The sequence below is a fragment of the Mesorhizobium sp. 131-2-1 genome, from assembly GCF_016756535.1.
Lineage (GTDB): Bacteria > Pseudomonadota > Alphaproteobacteria > Rhizobiales > Rhizobiaceae > Mesorhizobium.
Genome location: NZ_AP023247.1, coordinates 6245083 through 6262834 on the forward strand (window position 1 = coordinate 6245083; position 17752 = coordinate 6262834).

Consider the following 17752-nt stretch of genomic DNA (forward strand, 5'->3'; position numbering starts at 1 on the left):
GGCTCAGCCTTTATGATGCTCGACGCGCTTGGTGATGAAAAAATTTTGTTTGAGATAGGACACCAGGAATAGCGCGACCAATGCCAAGAGCCCGCCATTGACGGCCGTTCCGGCTGATACTGCGGTGCCAAAGGACTGCAGGTTATAGGCCGCAAAGACCACCACCAAGAGCGCAAAGATGGTGCGGTACATATTGCTGGTTTCGAGCAGCACTAGAATTTTCTCGTCTTTGGCGCTGGCGTCGATGAAAGCCGGGTAATCCCGCTTCGGAAGCAGGCGGACAAACCGCAATATCGGGTCAACGAGGATTGACACCACCCGGCTGACAATCATGCCCAGGAAATAGTAGACCACAAGGTCGGCGACCACAGACAGGCTTTCAAAGTGGTAGATGCCGAGGATTGAGAGAAGGGCGCTCAGAATGGCGCCTGGCACTAAGTTGTTGAAAAGATTGTAGGACGAGATCTTGGCTAAGATATCGGTCATGCGCCCCCGCGTAGCGAATATAATGAGTCTCTGTATAAACTGCAACACACCTTTTTCTATCTTTTGCTGTATTCCTTTTGGCGCTAGGTTGTAGTAATGTGTTACACAAATACTTGCTGGCGGCCAACGCGTGACAATCACTGCTCCAAATAGACTCCGTAAGCGGAAAGCAAAAAGCAAAGTCGCATAAGTTTAACTCTGAAACTTATGTTTATCCTATCTTATCCGAGACTTAGATTCTCATAATATCCATTATGTTAAATAGTAAGGGCTCATCTGGTTACGGGAGGATGCCGGTAATTGTCACGCAAGGAGTCTGCATGAGCTCTGCAGAGGCCATGCAAATTCGCCGGCCGGGGTCAGCGACGCGATGGTCCCAGCGCTAATGAACGGAAAAGGGCTGTTCAATCAGATGCGGAGCCAACCCAGGTTCAGGCACGTAGGTCGGAGACGGAGTGCCCAAATTGGCGGCGTTAACACGCCATTCGTCGCGTCTGGGGATCTTGGTGAGCCCAACAGGGAATACGGTGACTTTGTCGTCCTGGATTCGCAGTCTGAGGAAGTGCCTGTGGCTGTCACGCCGCATCGAACTGAACGCGTCATTGTGGTTCATGTTCAGCCAGCGGGAGGTCACATACAGATAAACGCCAAATAGGGTGCCGGCGATCAAACCGCCAACCACGGTCATCTCGGCGCCATAAAGCCAGAACGACAAGCGTGGCCATGCTCCCAGATCGGCAAAGCGGCCGTTAAACCAGGATACGATGTCTGCAGTCAGTAGTACGCCAAGGCAATGCGCCAGCGCATTGACAGCTGAAACCAGCCAAATCTTCACCCCGCCACCTTCCTGCTTTCTCGTGTAGCCCCAGAACCCGGCAAAAAACAAAGCCGGCGCGATGTAGTAGATGTCTACGGGGAGGAAAGATCCGGCCAAGGCCACCAGCCAGTAAAGGCTTCCGAGCACCATGGCGAACGCAGGATTGTAAGCCGCAAAGCCGAAATTGCCAGCCAACATGGAAAGGCTTTCGGCTTTCGACGGGTAGACGGCTTCCCTACCCTGCCCGTCGGACCCTAGGGCCAGTTTCTTGATCTGGTTGTTCAGCCAAGTGTAGCCATCTGCCTTTCGATCCAGATCGACAGATGCTTCTACCTGATGGGTGGGATGCAGAAAGGCCCCTCCTCCACCGGAGGTGACAAATTGGGTGTTTCCGTCATCAGCAACATATCGGCTGTAGTGGTGCGTATCTCCGGACAGGACCAGGGAAACCGTAAGGCCCTTTTTTTGATTTAACGCTATCCATCCGATATAGCTCATGACGCTCAGGGCCCTATTTCCGGCCTGTCCGGTGTAGAGCCAGCCAGGCTCCGGCCCGCAGAGAATGATCTTGGCGTTGGGCGGCATCGCCTTAGCGATCTCTATAAAGTACTCCTTCTGCGGTTGGTCGACATCGTCGTCCAGCTGGGCGTCGATCGCCCACAGCCACCAATTATCCGTAAGCTGAACGGCGAAATAGCTCCGCCGCTGGTGCGTGCGCCATCCACCAAGGTGCATGTGGTCTTTTCGACAGAAAAGCGAAAGAAAGATGACGAGGCCATCGTACCAATCATGATTACCAGGCAGAGCAAAAACCGGCGGTCCTTTGATAAGACGCTGGTTAGGATCCGGGAACGCCCACTCATACGGGTCGCGTAGTTGCTTTTGGTACGTTTCGGGCGCTGCGCGGGGGTATACCTCGTCTCCCCCCATGAAAAGCATCTGTCCGCGCTTCAGCGAGTGGCCGTCAACCGAAAGCGTTTCCTGCGCGAGAAGCGAGGCAATCGCGTAGGTGGCGTCGAATCCGTCGCCCAGGTCGGCCACAAAATCGATCCAGACAGCGCCTTGGTCATCCGGATCCAAGGTCCACAGTTGCTCGTTATCCTTTCCCGGGAGGAACTGTTGGGCACGAGCTACCAGGTCTTCAGGCGGCACTGTGTCAAGGGCGGCGACGATCAACCGCCGATCAGCATACTGACCAAAAAGGTCTGAGAGTATGACCCGCCACATCAGGCGTAACAGCAGGGCTGGGTGGAACCAGCCAGTCATCTTGGGGTACTTAGAGAGGCCTCTAAGATCGGGTGGGACCGTCGGCATGCTCAGGCTCCGTGGAATCGTAGATAATCGACAGGTTCTAGGACATGCGCAGATAGCGGAAGCCTGGATTTATTAGGCCGCTCACTTGACGCCTGGATCCAACTCCAGAGTGTTGGCTCCATTAGGATCACCAGCTGCGGAAGCGTGAGGCCTCCGAGGGAAGGGCTTGTGAAAATCGTGTGGCGCGTAGGTTGCCGTAACGGTGTTCCCAGTGGTGCTTTTAAGCTCGCCGTTGGCAGGGAGGGACGATGGACCAAGGCCGACAGCCACCCCAATAACCACCATGCCAATCAATGCATTGCCCAGCGATTTGCGCATATTCCCCCCAAAGAAAACCCCGCATTATTGTGACGCCATTTTACAGGCTTCTACAAGACCATTCAGGCACTTGTCCCAGAAAGAAACGAATGGACTCTCATATTCGCACTGACGCACGAAACGGCCTCGCCAATTTGGGCATTTGCAGTATCCGATCCGCCGAGACCAGCAATGCACCGCGTCTCTAGCTTGGCGCGGATGACTTGCCTGGCATAAGGACCACGATGGCGGCCTCCTCTTCTTGCCAGAATTTGGGGCTCGCTACCCTGATATAGACTGCTGTTCAGGGGGCCTGCCAGGCAAAGGTCGTCACTCGGAACGACAGTTTCGAGCTGCCGCCCGAAAGCTTCAAAAGGTGTCGGACCTCCGACGCACGTATGCATTTTCACCCATGGGCCGAGGCGTCCTGATATCTAGAAGACCGTTGTAGGGGTCGATCTAACGGCCACAGCGTTCGACCATCTCATCTGCGATCGCCAGGAGACTATAGGCTTCGACCTTGCGGCTGACGGGTATAAGAAAGCTCGGCCGGCTTGGTCAGGTTCTCGGCCTCGACGGTACACCGCACTGCGCCGCTGACGTCCCCATCGTCGGGAAACAGCACGTCGACCTCGAAGAACTTCTCGCCGCGCTGATGACGGAACAGATCGCATGTCAGAGCGCCACGCTTGGTCGGTTTCCTTTTCGGCCACCGATCGTAGTAAAACCCCTCAGGATCATGCTTCTCTGGCATCGGCGGCATTCGGATAGTAGGCATATCGATGTATGTTCGCGTAGCAAGACCCGTGGGTTGAATAAGCGACCTACGCAGGCTGTCATGCTGCTTTGCCATTCTCATGATGTCCGACATAGGCCCAATGCCACGTGCGAGATCTGCGAGCGCGCCTTTGCCGTGGAGATTGTCGAACGTGGACTGCACGCTGCGCATTGCCGCCAATTGGGGACCAAGACCGCCCATCAGTCCGCGCGACGCCTTATCCAGTTCGGAGATCCTCAGACCGCCGCCGGGCACTCTCAGTGTAGCGATATCAACGCCTTTCGAAGCAGCAGGCGGCCGCTTCACGATTCGTCGAACCGTTGGCGCAACAGGCGGCGCGGGCAGCTTAGGAATCGGGGGGAGCGCGGATTGCCCGTTGACGTCATTCTGATTCTCGTCATCGTCCGAATCATGTGCGTCACGACTCAAATCGATGTTGCCGATAGCCTCAAACGACACGCGCACCTTTGACGCCGGCCGAGTGCCGCCGTTAGCAACGCCAAATGTTAGCGATATCTCGGCCTCGGGCTCTGTGCGGTTCTTGTGCAGCGACTCAAAGGTTGAGCTGCGCATTCCGCCAACTCAGGACAGCGATTCCGCTAAATACGGGACAGGCGTTCCGGTAATGTCGGGACAGCCTGGGGTCGCTGGTTCTCGATAGCCTCGTTGAGTTCAGGATTGATTGATTTCGGTGTTTTCGGCGCCGGTCAAGAGGGGTGGAGTGCACCCCCAGACTGAGACAAGGAAAATAGCGGACAGTTTCCCCGCAAGGAGAGGAAACTGGGGCATGGCCGGACGGCAAAGAGTTATTGATGATGACCAAAAGCTGGAGCTTCTCCGGCGCATGGAAGCGGGCGAAACCGTCAGCAAGTTGGCAGATGAGGTTGGTATCAGTCGCCAACGACTTTACGAGTGGCGTGATCATCTCAGGCTTCATGGTAATCTGAAGTCACGTCGGCGCGGCCGGCCGGCCAGATCGACAGCAGGAGTTGACGGGACCGCACAGCTGCAGAGTGCAGTGGATGTGCCGGCACCTCAGGAAAAGGCACTGACCAAGGCCAGGCGCCGGATCAGGGAACTGGAGCAGAAGGTCGGGCAGCAGCAGCTCGATCTCGATTTTTTTCGCGAAGCCTTGCGGCACTTCGAGGAAGATCAGCGTCGGAGCAGCGCTCCTGGCGAAACGGCATCTTCAAAGTCATTGAAAAGATGATGACCGGCCTGTCGCAAGGCGAATTCAACATCGACAGAATGTGCTGGCTCGCTGGTGTCAGCCGCGCGAGCTATTACCGTCACTGGCTGGATTCAGCCCCTCGTCGAGCCGAGACGGGTTTGCGCGATCTCATTCAGAAGCTGGCTCTCGGCAACACACACTACGGGTACCGCCGGATTGGAGCCCTGCTTCGGCGTGAGGGGTGGCAAGTTAATCACAAATGCGTTCTGCGGATCATGCGTGAAGACAATCTGTTGTGCCTGCGCGCTAGCCCCTTTGTTCCTGTGACGACCAACTCCAGGCATGGTTGGCAAGTCGTGCAGAACCTCGCGAGGGGAATGATCCTCAATGGCGTAAACCAGCTATGGGTTGCCGATATCACCTTCCTGCATCTGGCTGAGGAGTTTGCCTTCCTTGCCGTTGTCCTTGACGCGTTCAGCCGCAAGGTTGTCGGATGGGCGCTGGATACGCATCTTAGAGCAAGCCTTGCCATCGAAGCTCTCGAGATGGCCATCGCTGATCGCCAGCCCGTACCCGGGAGCCTCATTCATCATTCCGACCGCGGAGTTCAATACGCGTGCGGGGCCTACTCCGAACTTCTGCATCTACACGGTATCCAGGCGAGCATGAGTCGTGTCGGCAATCCTTACGACAATGCGAAGGCGGAGAGCTTCATGAAAACCCTGAAACAGGAAGAGGTGCAAGGTCTCGCCTATAAGGATGCAGATGATGCCCGCAAGCACATCGGCGCTTTCATAGAGACCGTTTACAATACGGAGCGCCTGCATTCGGCGCTCGACTACCTCAGTCCGGAGGAATACGAACAGAAGCATTCACGCGGGCGACAGATGGAAAAGGCTGCATAGCTTAACACGGGAAACTGTCCGCTATTTTCCTTGTCTCAGTCTGGGGGTGCACTCCATTGCTGTCCCCGACATTACTGGAATGCCTGTCCGGGAATTACCGGAACGCGCAGCATCAGCTTCAAATGCTGGATGAAACCAGGGGAGTGAGCGATTGCCGATCCGTCCAACTTGGCGTCGATGGTTCAGCGACTTCCAGCAGAGCGTCGAGGCCCTGGCTCTGCAGGACGTCGATTTGCTCGATGACGACAAAGCTGAACTGAAGTCCACGGCTTTGGCACTTTTCGGCCGTCTTCAGTCAGAGCTCGATTCCGCCCTGGTGCTTATCGATGCCAGGCGAGAACTGGCCTTCAGGAACGCCTGCCGGTCAGTCATCGATTGTGCCCTACACCTGTATGCCGCCGAAACTGACGCCCAATATCTCACCCGATTGAAAGAGGACGACGAGCAGAGCAGGCGTTCTCGCGCCAAACGGCATCTGGCTGTCAATGAAGGCCGACTGCCCAAGGAGCAGGCCAGTATTCTCAATGGATTCATCAAGCGAATGCACGGCCCCAAGCAGCGCTTGCTAGTGTCTGAGATCGACTCACCGGTGCCAAGACTCAGCCACGTCTACCGCGAAATATCAGCCGATGCATTGCATGTGAGCTGGACGTCGCTGCACCGCCACGTTTTTAAGAATAAGGACGGTGACGTCCAGCTGGCGCTGGAGCCCAAGGTGAGCAGGGACGAGCTTGAAGAGGCAGCGTCCGCGCTCGCACTTTCGGTGCTTTTCGCAATGCGCTCGCTCTTGATCATCTTGCCAGAGATCGCAGTTACGTATAATCTTCATGGCATGTTCGCGAAGTACAAGAAAATAGACAAACGCGGATTGAAAATAGTCGCATAATATGTATTATGGAACTTTCTTTCACTATAGATATCAAATTCTTAATTTCTTATAATATCCATTATGTTAAATCGAAGCGCGTAAGAGATTACATGTACACGCTACCGCGCTAGACGACCAACACCACGAATACGGCCGTACCCAATGTTCGACGGGTACAGCCCCACCCGTCGGACCAGGTCACCTTTAGCATCCGTGAACACCTCTCGTTCGAGGGGTCAGAACAAGAACTGCTCGAAATCATACGCTAAGGTCGAACAGCTCTTGTTCTGGCCCCTTCAAGGCCTGATCGCGTCCTGCGCACAGGATAACGGTTCCTTAGGCCATTCTCCCGAATCTTGAGCTCTCATCCGCCGTGATGCGCCCTTCACTGCGCGATCCGACGGCATCGCGCCGATGGTTTGAAAGGAGGCGCGCCAGCGCGGGATAGGACGGACTGGAACGAGAACGCATGGGGCTTCGGTGTGTCGCTACCACGCACGCACACCATGAACTCCTCGTCGTGTCGGGTCCGCGACAGTGGCCTATTTAGCAAATCTCTTGTTCAGCATGGGTTAAATAGCTGAAATTAATCGCGAATTTCCTTACTCGGCTCGGTCGACTAAATTGGCACGAGTTTTGAGGGTCTTTCATCAGGCACTGCGGAAAGCTGCCTGCCGGCATTCATATCGCGAGTAAACTGAGCAAACTATTTCTGCAGTGAAGGCCTAACTGCTGACCCCTAGAGGAGCGTCGACAATGCCAGACAACTTCATCTATGCTGACGATTGGGCTTCGGTTTATGGACAAATTACTAACATCCGGGGCAAGATAGCTGAGGCAGAAGAGACGGCCGCCTTTCTTGAGCGACATTGCAGTGGAGGAAGTGCGCTCGAACTCGGCATCGGCGACGGCCGCGTGGCAGTTCCATTGAGCGCGCAGGGGGTCAGGGTTGAAGGCATCGACAATTCCGACAGCATGCTGAAGCTGCTTGCCAGCCGCACAGATGTTGTCAAGGCTTGGCGAGGGGACATTGCCAACTTCACATCAACTGACCGCTACGATACGGTGTATTGTATATACAACACGTTCATACTGCTCTTCACGCGCGAAGCGCAAATAGCTTGCCTCCGATCTGCTGCATCGGCCTTAAAGGAAGGTGGGTCTTTGATCATCGAGAATGATGTACCGGCCTTGGATGGTTTCGTTAACGGGCAGAAAACAACGACGTTGCTCGTCGATCACGAGAACACAATTCTCCGTACAGATGTCCATGATGCTTTGAAACAGAACTTAGTGTCATCGTTCCTCTGGTTTTCTGGAACATCGGCACGGCGTTTACCACATCGGGTTCGATACGTGCACCATCAGGAACTCGATACGATGGCCGACTGCGTGGGGTTAAAGCTGGTAGAGCGTCTGGCAGATTGGACAGGAGGTGCCTTCACCCAAGCGTCCACACGTAGTATCTCCGTCTATCGCCGAGCCGGCTTTTAGTGCAGCGACCAACTTTCAATTACTCATGGGTTCGTTCGGCTCGGTAGTCGCGTCGAGTTTGATGTCGATGAGGCGCGATGGGCGCAAAGATGTTGCCCGGCGGCGAAATGCTTGTCCACGCCTCGATGATCAAAGCTTCAACTCCGCGATTCGAAGCCTCTCAGCGCTGCAGAGCACAGACGATAATCGCCTAGGTGATTCAAAGGGCGAGGATTTATTTCAACAGCCCCCGCATGTTGCCGTCCCCTTGGCGGGCGGAATAAACCATGTGGATGGGGCACCGTTCTCGATGGCGGCGAGCGGGTAAGACCTGTTACCTTTCGCAATGACCACGTTGCATCCCGCGCCCATCGCTATCCTTGCTGCCATCAACTTTGTCACCATGCCGCCCGAACCATGGCGCGCGGGGGAAAAGCTGGCCATGGCTTCTATCTCCGGGGTAACGCGCCCCACCTGTGGGACCATACGAGCCAACGGGTTGTCGTGTGGATCTTCCGTAAAGAGGCCATCAACGTCGGAAAGCAGAATGAGAACATCGGCGTCAGCAATTTGCGCGACCCGTGCGGCCAACCGATCATTGTCGCCCAAACAGGTCTCCGGCGTAGCGGTCGCGTCGTTCTCGTTGATAACGGGCACGGCGCCAACTTTGAGGAGTTGTTGAAAGGCTGACCGCGCATTGCGGCGACAGTGCTGGTCGTCTACATCTGCGCTTGTCAATAGCACCTGCCCCAGGCCAAACCCATGGCGTTTCAAACTCTGTTCATAAGCGAGCATCAGTCGAATCTGACCAATCGAGGCCGCCGCTTGCCTCTCCTCAATTCGCAAGGATCTGCCCAACTGCTTGAGGTGACGTGATCCAACCGCAACAGCACCGGAGGTGACGATGATCACCTGCTGGCCGCGTTTTAAAAACCGGACGACATCCTCTATCAACGTTTCAAGCCAAGGAACGCGTACCTCGCAGGTCTCTAAATCGGCAACCACTGCGGAGCCAATCTTCACTATCAGCCGGCGAGCCGAAAGCAATTGGACCGCCCTCGTCGCAAGACATTTCTCTCTAATCTCTTCTTGCATTCAACAGCATTCGGTTCCGCGAGCGGTCAGCAACAAAGTTCGACATTTCGTCAACTTGCGTCTCTCTCGCTCTGAATTGCATCAATCTTCGGACGCTGATCACCTACCAATCTAGCGCCCGCCCTGCCTTTGGTGCGGAAAGTTGAGGACCGCTGATGATTTCTTATTCGCTATGGGTCGGAAATGGTGCGATCGACCAATCGATTAAATCGACGGCCCGCTCGAGTATCGCTTCGGTTAGAGCACGGCTTGGTGAGGCTGCGATAACATGTCCGATCCAGTCCCGGTGATCGCCTTTCCTGACGATCGGCGTATTGGGTCCAACATAGAATTCCACCTCGGCGACGCCTGGTACAACAGTCGCTTGATGGTCGCCGTTGATCCAGTCAAGGTTGCCATCGCGATCGGGGACCAGGATTCGCGCAGCTGCGACCTGCGAATGCCTCCTGCGCAAATCCCATTTGTCGCCGATGACAAGTCTGATGTGCTCGGTGATGAGATCGAGCCCGTAAGTTAGCTGAACCAGTTGAGGACCGGGGGCGCCACCAAGACGCGGGTTCACTTCAATGACGACTGGGCCACGCTTCGTCCACCGGAATTCTATGCAGGTTGGCCCCCAACCAAGGCCGAGCGCGCGCAAACAGCTGAGCGAAATATCGACGATACGCTCTTGCTCTTCATCAGTCAGTGGGGCCGGTAGGGTGAATTCACGGAACACGAAATACGGTTCGGGGCCGAACTCACCGGCGTAAATCGCGACGACTTCATCTCCCATTATCTCGGCGCAATAGTATGGACCTTGTGCGAATTCTTCGACTAGTATCCGCGGCGAAGATTGCCAAATGTGCTTCCCGCCCAAAAGATAGGTCGTGTGTTCGGCCAACTCATCGACCTTACGGCACAATCGGACGCCGCTGCTACCCACGCCTACGGCTGGCTTAAGAATCACCGGCAGCCCAATTTCAGCTGCAGAGCTTTCTATGTCCGCCGCATTCGTTGCCAAGCGATAAGACGGTACTGGAATGCCCGCCTCCGCGAGAATCTGACGTTGAGTGAATTTCTCGCAACATCGTTCAATCGCCGTAGGGTTTGGTCCCGGTAGATCGAAATACCGGCACAGCTTGCCAACTGTTGCATAGACCGACTCCTTGGCACACGTAACTCCAGCAATGTCGTTGGTCGCACGCAGCCGGGAACATTCGCCGATCAAAGCATCGAGGTCGCCTGTATCGACACGGATGGCCTCAGACTCTTCCGCCGCCACATAGTCGTACTGAGCTGGATCAGCCGACAGGGTAATCGGATGTAGGCCAAGACGCTTGGCCGCCTGGATGTACAACAGGCCAGTTCTCGATCCTTCAACCAGGACAAGCACTCTTTTTGCCATTGACTGGTGATCCTGGGTTGCCTCAGTCCGAAGCGTAAATCCATGTCAGCCATTCTGACGCGCCTTATCTCCAGAGCTTGCCGTGAACATATCATCGCCGGGGACTTGCGGCCGTTAAGAGTGCGTGAATTTATTGTAAAGGGCGGTTAATATGGCGAGCTGGAATATGGGTGAAGCGTTGGCCATGAAGGCTAAGATAATCCTTGGGGCCACTCTTTGCCGACATGGCTTGCGCAGGAACTCTTTCTAGATCGCCTCGGTCTCGCGCCGGGCCAGAGACAGCACCTTGCAATCGATCTCCTCGCACAGCCCCGAGACATGGGCTCTGGGAGATGCCGCCTATCCCCATGCCCTTGACCCAGGTCAACCAAACGTATCATCCCTACACTTAGGCTTCCCTGGCTGACGGGTCAGCGCCTTCTCTATGCGGCGCGGTTCGAGGAAGCCCTGGGAAGTTGCCTTCATCCCTGAGTCTCAGGGATGCGCACCTCGACCGTGCGGTCCACGTCTCCCAGTCTTTTGCGAGCCCGAATCAAAAGTAGTTACTCCCGGCGCTCGGCAATTTGAAACTCACGCTGTTGACTGGCCAGCGAGATCGGAGTCTTGCGCACGCCATCGCGGAGGTTCTTGTAGGCAAGAATGTCATTCCGGCACCAATGCGCTCCAGGGGACTCCACCGTAAGAATCTCTTCTGCGATAGGGGCAAAGTCGGCCCGGAAGTGAACTGCGCTTTTGACTGCCACGACCGACTGTTCCCTCGGCTCTACGCCAACCACCCTCAGCAGGTCTTGATCGAGACACTGGTAGCGGACACTTGCCACGACGACCTGTACGCTGGACCCAGGGTCAAGGATGAGCAAGCGTGCCATGCGCCCGAGATCTACCTGCGCACCGCCGAGGCACGGGCCTTTTGCCGTGAACACTCCGTCGGAAAGTGCTTCGACACGAACTTTAGCGAAGTATGGTTCCGAATCGTAACCGTAGCGTCCACCAAGTCGCACGTGGATTTCAGCACCCAGACCCGCGGTGTGGGCTGCTTCAGCCGTCTGTGGATCCCAAAGCAAGCCAAGCACACTATTTCGAAGGCCGCCCTCTACCATGCCCTTTAAAAGCCCGATGGTATCCGACGTTCCTCCACAGCCGGGGTTGTCCTGCACATCGGCAAGGACAATCAGTGAACCTTTGCGCCCGTTGCGAGCAGCATGTTCGACAGCTTCCTTTACATCCAAAAGCGACATCTGGAGTCGTCCTTCAGCCTCCAGTATGTCGTTCAGTTGCATATCTGCCGCCGCAGCGACCGCTGCCTCGTCGGTCCCATAGGCGACAACTGCGGGTCCGCATTCGCGAATATCAGCCAACGGAAAGCCCAGCGCGACGTCCACGTTCAGAACTGATCCTTTGACTCGTTCTGGCAGCCGATCATAGAGAGACATGCATGGCTCTAGATCAGTACACTGGGCAGGCAGCGGGATCAGGAATGGAGTCTTCCGAAACGCTTTGATGAACGGGCTTCCGTGGCGAATGCGCTGCTCCAGTAAGCTGAAAGCGCGTCTCCCAGTGTCAGCCATGTCTATGTGCGGGTAAGTGCGGAAAATAGTAATACCGTCGGATAACTCGACCATGGCCTCGGTGACATTGGCATGAAAGTCCAAGCTTATCACGATTGGCATATCTTGGCCGACGATTTCTCGCACGCGCCTCAGCAACTCCCCTTCCCCGTCCTGGTAAGCTTCGACGACCATCGCGCCATGTAGGTCAAGATAGATGGCGTCGAGAGCACCTGCGCTAGCGATCCCATCACAAATCATCTCTGCAATCCGTTCAAATGCGTCATCTGAGACGAAGCTGGTCGGTTCCGCAGCGGCCCAGACCAGAGGTATTAACTCATATGCATCCTTCGCAGAGCTGATGAACCCCCCGATGGGAATTTCAATCGGAGGAAAGACATCGAGAATGGCCGCACCGAACGTCATCGCGGGCCAGCCGTCGGCCCGAACGAAGTCGTCAAAGGAGGCGCCGAACGGAGCAAACGTGTTGGTTTCGTGTTGAAAACCAGCGATAGCCACACGTGGGCGGCCCGATTTAGAGCTGGCGAAGGCTGTCGGCGTTGAATGTACCATATCTTGACCTCTGAACTTCATTTGAAGGGTTCCAAAATTACTCACATAAGCCAAGGGGCCGACGACGAAACGTCTTCCAATGACGGCCGTTCGCCCGTGATCATCTGCGCAAGAAGCTCGCCGCAGCCAATGGACATTGTCCATCCGAGCTGCCCGTGCCCCGCGTTAACACAAAGATTGTCGAATCTCCGGACGCGGCCCAGATAAGGAGGACCTGCCGCTGTGGTGGGGCGTAGACCAGCCCAGAATTCTGGCGTTTCCAAATCCACCGCATTCCCGAAAAACCGTCGCACATAATCGGCTAGCCGTGAGGAGCGTGCTTTGGGAATAGAACGATCGTGTGCCGCAAATTCTGCGATCGCTGTCACACGTAGCTTTCCGCCATAGGCGGCTACGGCCAACAATTCGGTCTCATCAACGAAGGGCAGTGTGGGAACTCCAGTCGCATCGGTGATCCTCCATGTGCCGGAATAGCCCTTCACTGGGTAAATATTGGGACGAAAGCCGAGAGGACGGGTTATGTCCGGCGTTTCGACACCTGTAGCTAGGACCACTGCCGCACACGGTATCTCCCCATTGTTGGTTATGAGGGCCTCCACGGTGCCTTTTGTACAGCGGAAGCCTGTCACACGCGTGTTGAAACAAAAGCTTACCTTGTGCGCCTGGCTCAAGTAGGCAGCAGTGCGCTGGGTAAACAGCTGGCAATCACCCACTGAGTCCATTGCACTGAATAGCCCTCCGACTAGCCGGTCGGACATGCCTGACAATCCGGGTTCGCGCGAGATCAGCGTATGACGATCAAGGACCTCGGCTGAGCCTCCGGCGCTTTGCCCGATCGATGCCACATAAGCTTCGAATTGCGACTTGTCCTGAAATAGATAGAGGCCGCCTTGGTGCCGGGTCTCTTTGGGAAGACCCATCTCGGCCTCGGCTGCGGCGACGAGATTACGGCTAAAGCGGCTCAAACGTTGCAGCTTGTCCGTGTTCCTGTGATGAGCGGACGGGAGACAGTTGAGCAGGAATTCGACTCCCCAGCGCCAGAGCGCTGGATCCATTAGGCAGGTTACCTGGACCGCTGAGTCACGCCCTATGATCGCCCTTAGTATTGAGCCAATTGCTTCCGGTCCTGCCCAAGCCTTCGCATGACCGACAGCGATGATACCGGCGTTCGCTCTGCTGCACATTTCGGCCGAACCGGATAACGCATCAATGACCGCCACATTTTTGCCGCGCCTTGCTAAGGCATATGCGGTCATTATCCCGGCGACACCTGCCCCGACCACGACGATGGGCCGGCAGTCACCGCGAATTGCATTACTCATGAAACGACCTTCGAGGACATCGATGTTAAAGTCATTCGCGCAGCCGCCCAAGCCCACAAACTCCGGGCACCCCGACTAAGAAGCACTGACTCGTCGAGTGCCTTCTGTCGGGAGCCGGTATCTCGATTTGCCAGAACCGCTTTGCCAAAATCGAATTGTGCCTTTGCGGCCCCCGAAGGGCACAATCAATTGTCGCGGATGGACATATCCTGAACTAGAACCCCATGAACGCGGGTGGCGATCCACAATATCAATGCATCATCCTCGCTTACGGACACTAGTGCATGGCCCATCGCAGAATCATAATAACTGCTGTCTCCGGGTAGAAGACGAACAGGTGCGTAGTGTTCTGTGTACAGCATTACCTCACCTGACATCACATAGAAGAATTCCTCACCAAAATGCCCTTTGATTTCAGCGAAGTCATCGATACTACGCGCCCTTATATATGTCAGAAGTGGCGTGAACTCTTTCGTCGCGAGACCAGCGCATAGCATCTCGTATTCATAATGTGGTGTAGACTGAACGATCCCCTCACCCGCTCGTGTAATCACCATGCGGCTCGTTGCGCTGGTCTTGGGCGTGCTACCAAAAAGCTCAGTTACATCTACATCGAGCCCGACCGCCAAGCGCAGGATTGTCTCGTATGTTGGCGAAACCTGACCATTTTCTATTTTTGATACTGCAGATGGGGACAGTCCTGATTTCTGCCCCAGATCATTCAGGGTTAGCCTGAACTTCTTGCGCAGCTTATGGACAGTGACGCCTATCTTTGGGTATTTAGCGTGGTTTGCATGCTCTAGTAGCGCCATCTCTATTTCGCTTCCATTGCGTCTTTCGTCAGCCTTTCAAGAACAGCCGAGGAAATGGATATATGAGTTTTGCTGCGAATGCGCCATCGACGCATTCCTGGGTAGCTTTCCATTCCGGCGTCTCGGAGCATTTCGACGAACCGACCACTTCGATCGGGAAATGCGCCTGGCGCGGACGAAGAGGTCGGGTCGATTCCTATGATGATCTGTCCAGTATGAGGCGTCTGGGCGCCGGGATGAGCGGACCAGTCCACCTCCGAGGAGAATTTGCCCCCCGTCAATCCGGCGACCATCAATTCGACCATGAGAGAAATCGCCGAACCTTTGTGTCCACCGAAAGGCACAAGCGCTCCACCATTAAGAATCTTGTTTGGGTCGGTCGTCGGCTCGCCGTAGCTGTCCACTCCCACGCCAGGCGGCAACGAACGACCTTCGCGAGCCGAAAGCTGAACGTCACCATTGGCAACCGAGGTCGTAGCAAAGTCAAAGACCAACGGAGCTGATCCTCTGACGGGCGCGGCAAAAGCGATGGGGTTAGTCCCGAGAAGTGGTTTCTTCGCGCCCGCCGGGATTGAACAACCGAAGCTATTCACCATGGAGATCGCTATCAGCCCCTCCTGCGCGAAGGGCGTTACATCAGGCCAGAGCGCGGCGAGGTGATGCGATCCGTGTATGGAGAGCAGAGCGATGCCGTTTTCGCGGATTCGCTGAACGAAAATGTCCCGCGCCGCATGCAAGGCGGCCTGCGCGAAACCATTCTTCGCATCGACGAAAATATGACTGGCTGCTTTTGAGCGAATCTCGGGCATTGCCGCTCCATCAACCCAACCCGAACGCAGAGATGAAATGTAACCGTCCACCCGGAATAGGCCATGGCTAAGCGAACCAGCCGCCTCCGCGCCGGCGCAATTAGCTGCAAGAATGGCGGCGGTGCTGGAAGAGCAACCGTTGATTTCAAATATCCGCGTCAGAAGGCCTTCTAACACCTCCAAAGAAACATCAACGGGGCCAGGGTGAACGTTCAATTTTTTGTCTCTTATTCCAGATTTTCGGGATCACCGGGCAATATAAGAAGGATGGTCGCGCATCGCTTGGCGTGCGGTAGTGTCAACGTTCAGATTGGGCACTCCAATCCCTGGAGCGACCGTCAGTGTCGAGTTGAGAAGAAGCTTTGTATAGGGATGTCGTGGCTCTTTGAAGATACGCTCGGACATATCCATTTCGACGATTCGGCCAAGGTACATGACCGCAACGCGTGTCGTCATATGTTGTATCACGCCCATATTATGGCTGATGACAATATACGTCAGATTGAACTCTTCCCGCAGCTCCAGGAGTAGATTGAGCACCTGGGCCTGAACCGATACGTCGAGCGCCGAGGTCGGCTCGTCGCATATGAGCAGCTTGGGACGTGTTATCAGGGCCCGGGCAATGGCAACGCGCTGCCGCTGGCCCCCTGACATTTGGCTAGGATAGGCATCGAGGAAGCGCAACGGCAATCCGACAATGTCGAGGATCTTTCGCGCGCTTTCCTGCCGCTGCGCCGACGTGCCTTCGCCACGTAAATAGAGCGGATAGGCCACGATCTTGCCCACCGTCTGGCGCGGGTTCAAGGAGGAATAGGGATCCTGGAAAATAAAGCCGACACGCTCTGCAATCTGCTGCCGTGTCAGGCTTGCGGCCGGCCGGCCATCCAGCAGAACTTCCCCTTCTGTAGGGGTGAGCAGACGCAGCATTATTTTCGCGAGCGTGCTTTTTCCTGATCCGGACTCTCCGACAATCCCGAGAACGTCGCCTTTCTCCACGCGGATCGATACCTTGTCTACGGCACGTATCGGCTCGCTTTGGCCGAAGATACCTCTCCGCCCGCTGTATTCTTGCGAGACGTTGCGCAACTCAAGAACGGGGTGGTCACTCATGCTACAACCTTGAGCCGGATTTTGCTTTCACCGACCTTTATGCACCTGGCCTCGTGGTGCTCACCGATCTTCTCCAGCCGAATTGGTTTTCTGCAAGCGTCTGAGGCCAGGGGACACCGATCAAAGAAATGACAGCCCTCCATCCGATTCAGAAGCGACGGTACCGTGCCGGGTATCGAAGGCAACGGCTTCATTCGCGGATGCCTAGGATCGGGGACGGAACCGAGGAGCGCACGGGTATAGGGGTGGGACGGATTGCTGAACAGCTTCTCGGCGGGCGCCGCTTCGACCACCTGGCCCGCATACATGACGATCACTCGGTCGGCAATGCGCGAGACAAGCCCCAAGTCGTGAGTGACCATGATCATCCCCATCCCAAACGACTTTTGCAGATCGATGAGCAGCCGCAACAATTCAGCTTGAATCGTTACATCCAGCGCCGTGGTCGGTTCATCCGCCACAATCAGCTCGGGTCCGCACATAAGCGCCATGGCGATAACGACACGCTGGCGCATGCCGCCCGAAAGCTCGTGCGGGTAATTGTTCAACCGCTGCACGGCGTTGGCAATTCCGACCCGTTCGAGCAGATAGATCGCCCGCTCCTCGGCCTCTCTGCGGGACGCCTTGCGATGGGCACGATAGACGTCCGACAACTGGCGTCTGATCGTGTGCAGCGGATTCAGCGCCGTCATCGGCTCCTGAAAAATCATCGACAGACGGTTGCCTCGGAGGACACGAAGTTCGGACTTTGAGATCCTTTGCAGGTCGACCCCGTCGAAGGTCATCTCTCGCGCTGTCCGCTTCGCCACCTTCGGCAAAAGCCCTAGAAGAGACAGCGCTGTGATCGACTTTCCACAGCCCGATTCACCGACGATGCATAGAGTTTCGCCCTTGGACACGCAGAAACTCACATCCTGCACGGCGGCAAGGGTTCCGTTCACCGTAGCAATGTCAATGTTTAGATTTTCAACGTTGAGCAGCATTGGCC

At 55.7% G+C, this 17752-nt stretch carries 15 protein-coding genes; 4 read left to right on the forward strand and 11 right to left on the reverse strand.

What is annotated here, in order from left to right; translation table 11 throughout:
• Positions 1-3: 3 nt before the first annotated feature.
• The 3 genes from JG743_RS30075 to JG743_RS30085 form a co-directional block, all read right to left on the reverse strand.
• Positions 4-486, reverse strand: a complete 483-nt coding sequence (locus JG743_RS30075) for a hypothetical protein (RefSeq protein WP_202295950.1) — start codon at positions 484-486, stop codon at positions 4-6.
• A 382-nt stretch (positions 487-868) separates the two neighbouring features.
• Complete coding sequence (locus JG743_RS30080) at positions 869-2569, reverse strand: metallophosphoesterase (RefSeq protein WP_244672980.1); 1701 nt, start codon at positions 2567-2569, stop codon at positions 869-871.
• An 850-nt stretch (positions 2570-3419) separates the two neighbouring features.
• The gene (locus JG743_RS30085; RefSeq protein WP_202295955.1) at positions 3420-4265 is read right to left on the reverse strand and encodes a hypothetical protein; all 846 of its coding nucleotides are present in this window, start codon (positions 4263-4265) and stop codon (positions 3420-3422) included.
• Between the two features lie 214 nt (positions 4266-4479).
• Here JG743_RS30085 and JG743_RS30090 point away from each other — a divergent pair, with 214 nt between their 5' ends.
• The 4 genes from JG743_RS30090 to JG743_RS30105 all read left to right on the forward strand — a co-directional run bounded on the left by JG743_RS30090 (position 4480) and on the right by JG743_RS30105 (position 8130).
• Positions 4480-4902 (forward strand): helix-turn-helix domain-containing protein, encoded by a 423-nt coding sequence (locus tag JG743_RS30090; RefSeq protein ID WP_202295958.1) that lies wholly within the window; start codon positions 4480-4482, stop codon positions 4900-4902.
• Entirely contained in the window at positions 4902-5768 is an 867-nt protein-coding gene (locus JG743_RS30095) for an IS3 family transposase (RefSeq protein WP_202295961.1), read from the forward strand. The genes JG743_RS30090 and JG743_RS30095 overlap by 1 nt, the downstream gene beginning before the upstream one ends.
• A gap of 151 nt (positions 5769-5919) precedes the next feature.
• Entirely contained in the window at positions 5920-6654 is a 735-nt protein-coding gene (locus tag JG743_RS30100; protein WP_202295964.1) for a hypothetical protein, read from the forward strand.
• A gap of 738 nt (positions 6655-7392) precedes the next feature.
• Positions 7393-8130: a class I SAM-dependent DNA methyltransferase gene (locus tag JG743_RS30105; protein ID WP_202295967.1), complete on the forward strand. Its 738-nt coding sequence runs from the start codon at positions 7393-7395 to the stop codon at positions 8128-8130.
• Positions 8131-8349: 219 nt separating this feature from the next.
• Here the strand turns inward: JG743_RS30105 and proB are convergent, their stop codons facing one another.
• The 8 genes from proB to JG743_RS30145 form a co-directional block, all read right to left on the reverse strand.
• Entirely contained in the window at positions 8350-9204 is an 855-nt protein-coding gene (gene proB, locus JG743_RS30110) for a glutamate 5-kinase (protein WP_202295970.1), read from the reverse strand.
• Between the two features lie 163 nt (positions 9205-9367).
• On the reverse strand, positions 9368-10591 hold the full coding sequence (locus JG743_RS30115) for an ATP-grasp domain-containing protein (protein WP_202295973.1): 1224 nt from the start codon (positions 10589-10591) through the stop codon (positions 9368-9370).
• A 542-nt stretch (positions 10592-11133) separates the two neighbouring features.
• Positions 11134-12855, reverse strand: coding sequence for a M81 family metallopeptidase (locus tag JG743_RS30120; protein WP_202295976.1), 1722 nt, complete (start codon positions 12853-12855; stop codon positions 11134-11136).
• Positions 12753-14084, reverse strand: a complete 1332-nt coding sequence (locus JG743_RS30125) for an FAD-dependent oxidoreductase (RefSeq protein ID WP_202295979.1) — start codon at positions 14082-14084, stop codon at positions 12753-12755. Before JG743_RS30125 ends, JG743_RS30120 begins: the two co-directional genes overlap by 103 nt.
• Positions 14085-14218: 134 nt before the next feature.
• Positions 14219-14845, reverse strand: a complete 627-nt coding sequence (locus tag JG743_RS30130) for a helix-turn-helix domain-containing protein (RefSeq protein ID WP_202295982.1) — start codon at positions 14843-14845, stop codon at positions 14219-14221.
• Positions 14846-14847: 2 nt separating this feature from the next.
• Positions 14848-15870 carry an Ldh family oxidoreductase gene (locus tag JG743_RS30135; protein ID WP_202295985.1) on the reverse strand — a complete coding sequence of 341 codons (1023 nt, stop codon included), beginning with the start codon at positions 15868-15870 and terminating at the stop codon, positions 14848-14850.
• A gap of 30 nt (positions 15871-15900) precedes the next feature.
• Entirely contained in the window at positions 15901-16764 is an 864-nt protein-coding gene (locus JG743_RS30140; RefSeq protein WP_202295988.1) for an ATP-binding cassette domain-containing protein, read from the reverse strand.
• A complete protein-coding gene (locus JG743_RS30145; protein WP_202295991.1) occupies positions 16761-17747 on the reverse strand; it encodes an ABC transporter ATP-binding protein in 987 nt (328 codons plus the stop codon). The genes JG743_RS30140 and JG743_RS30145 overlap by 4 nt, the downstream gene beginning before the upstream one ends.
• Positions 17748-17752: the final 5 nt, after the last annotated feature.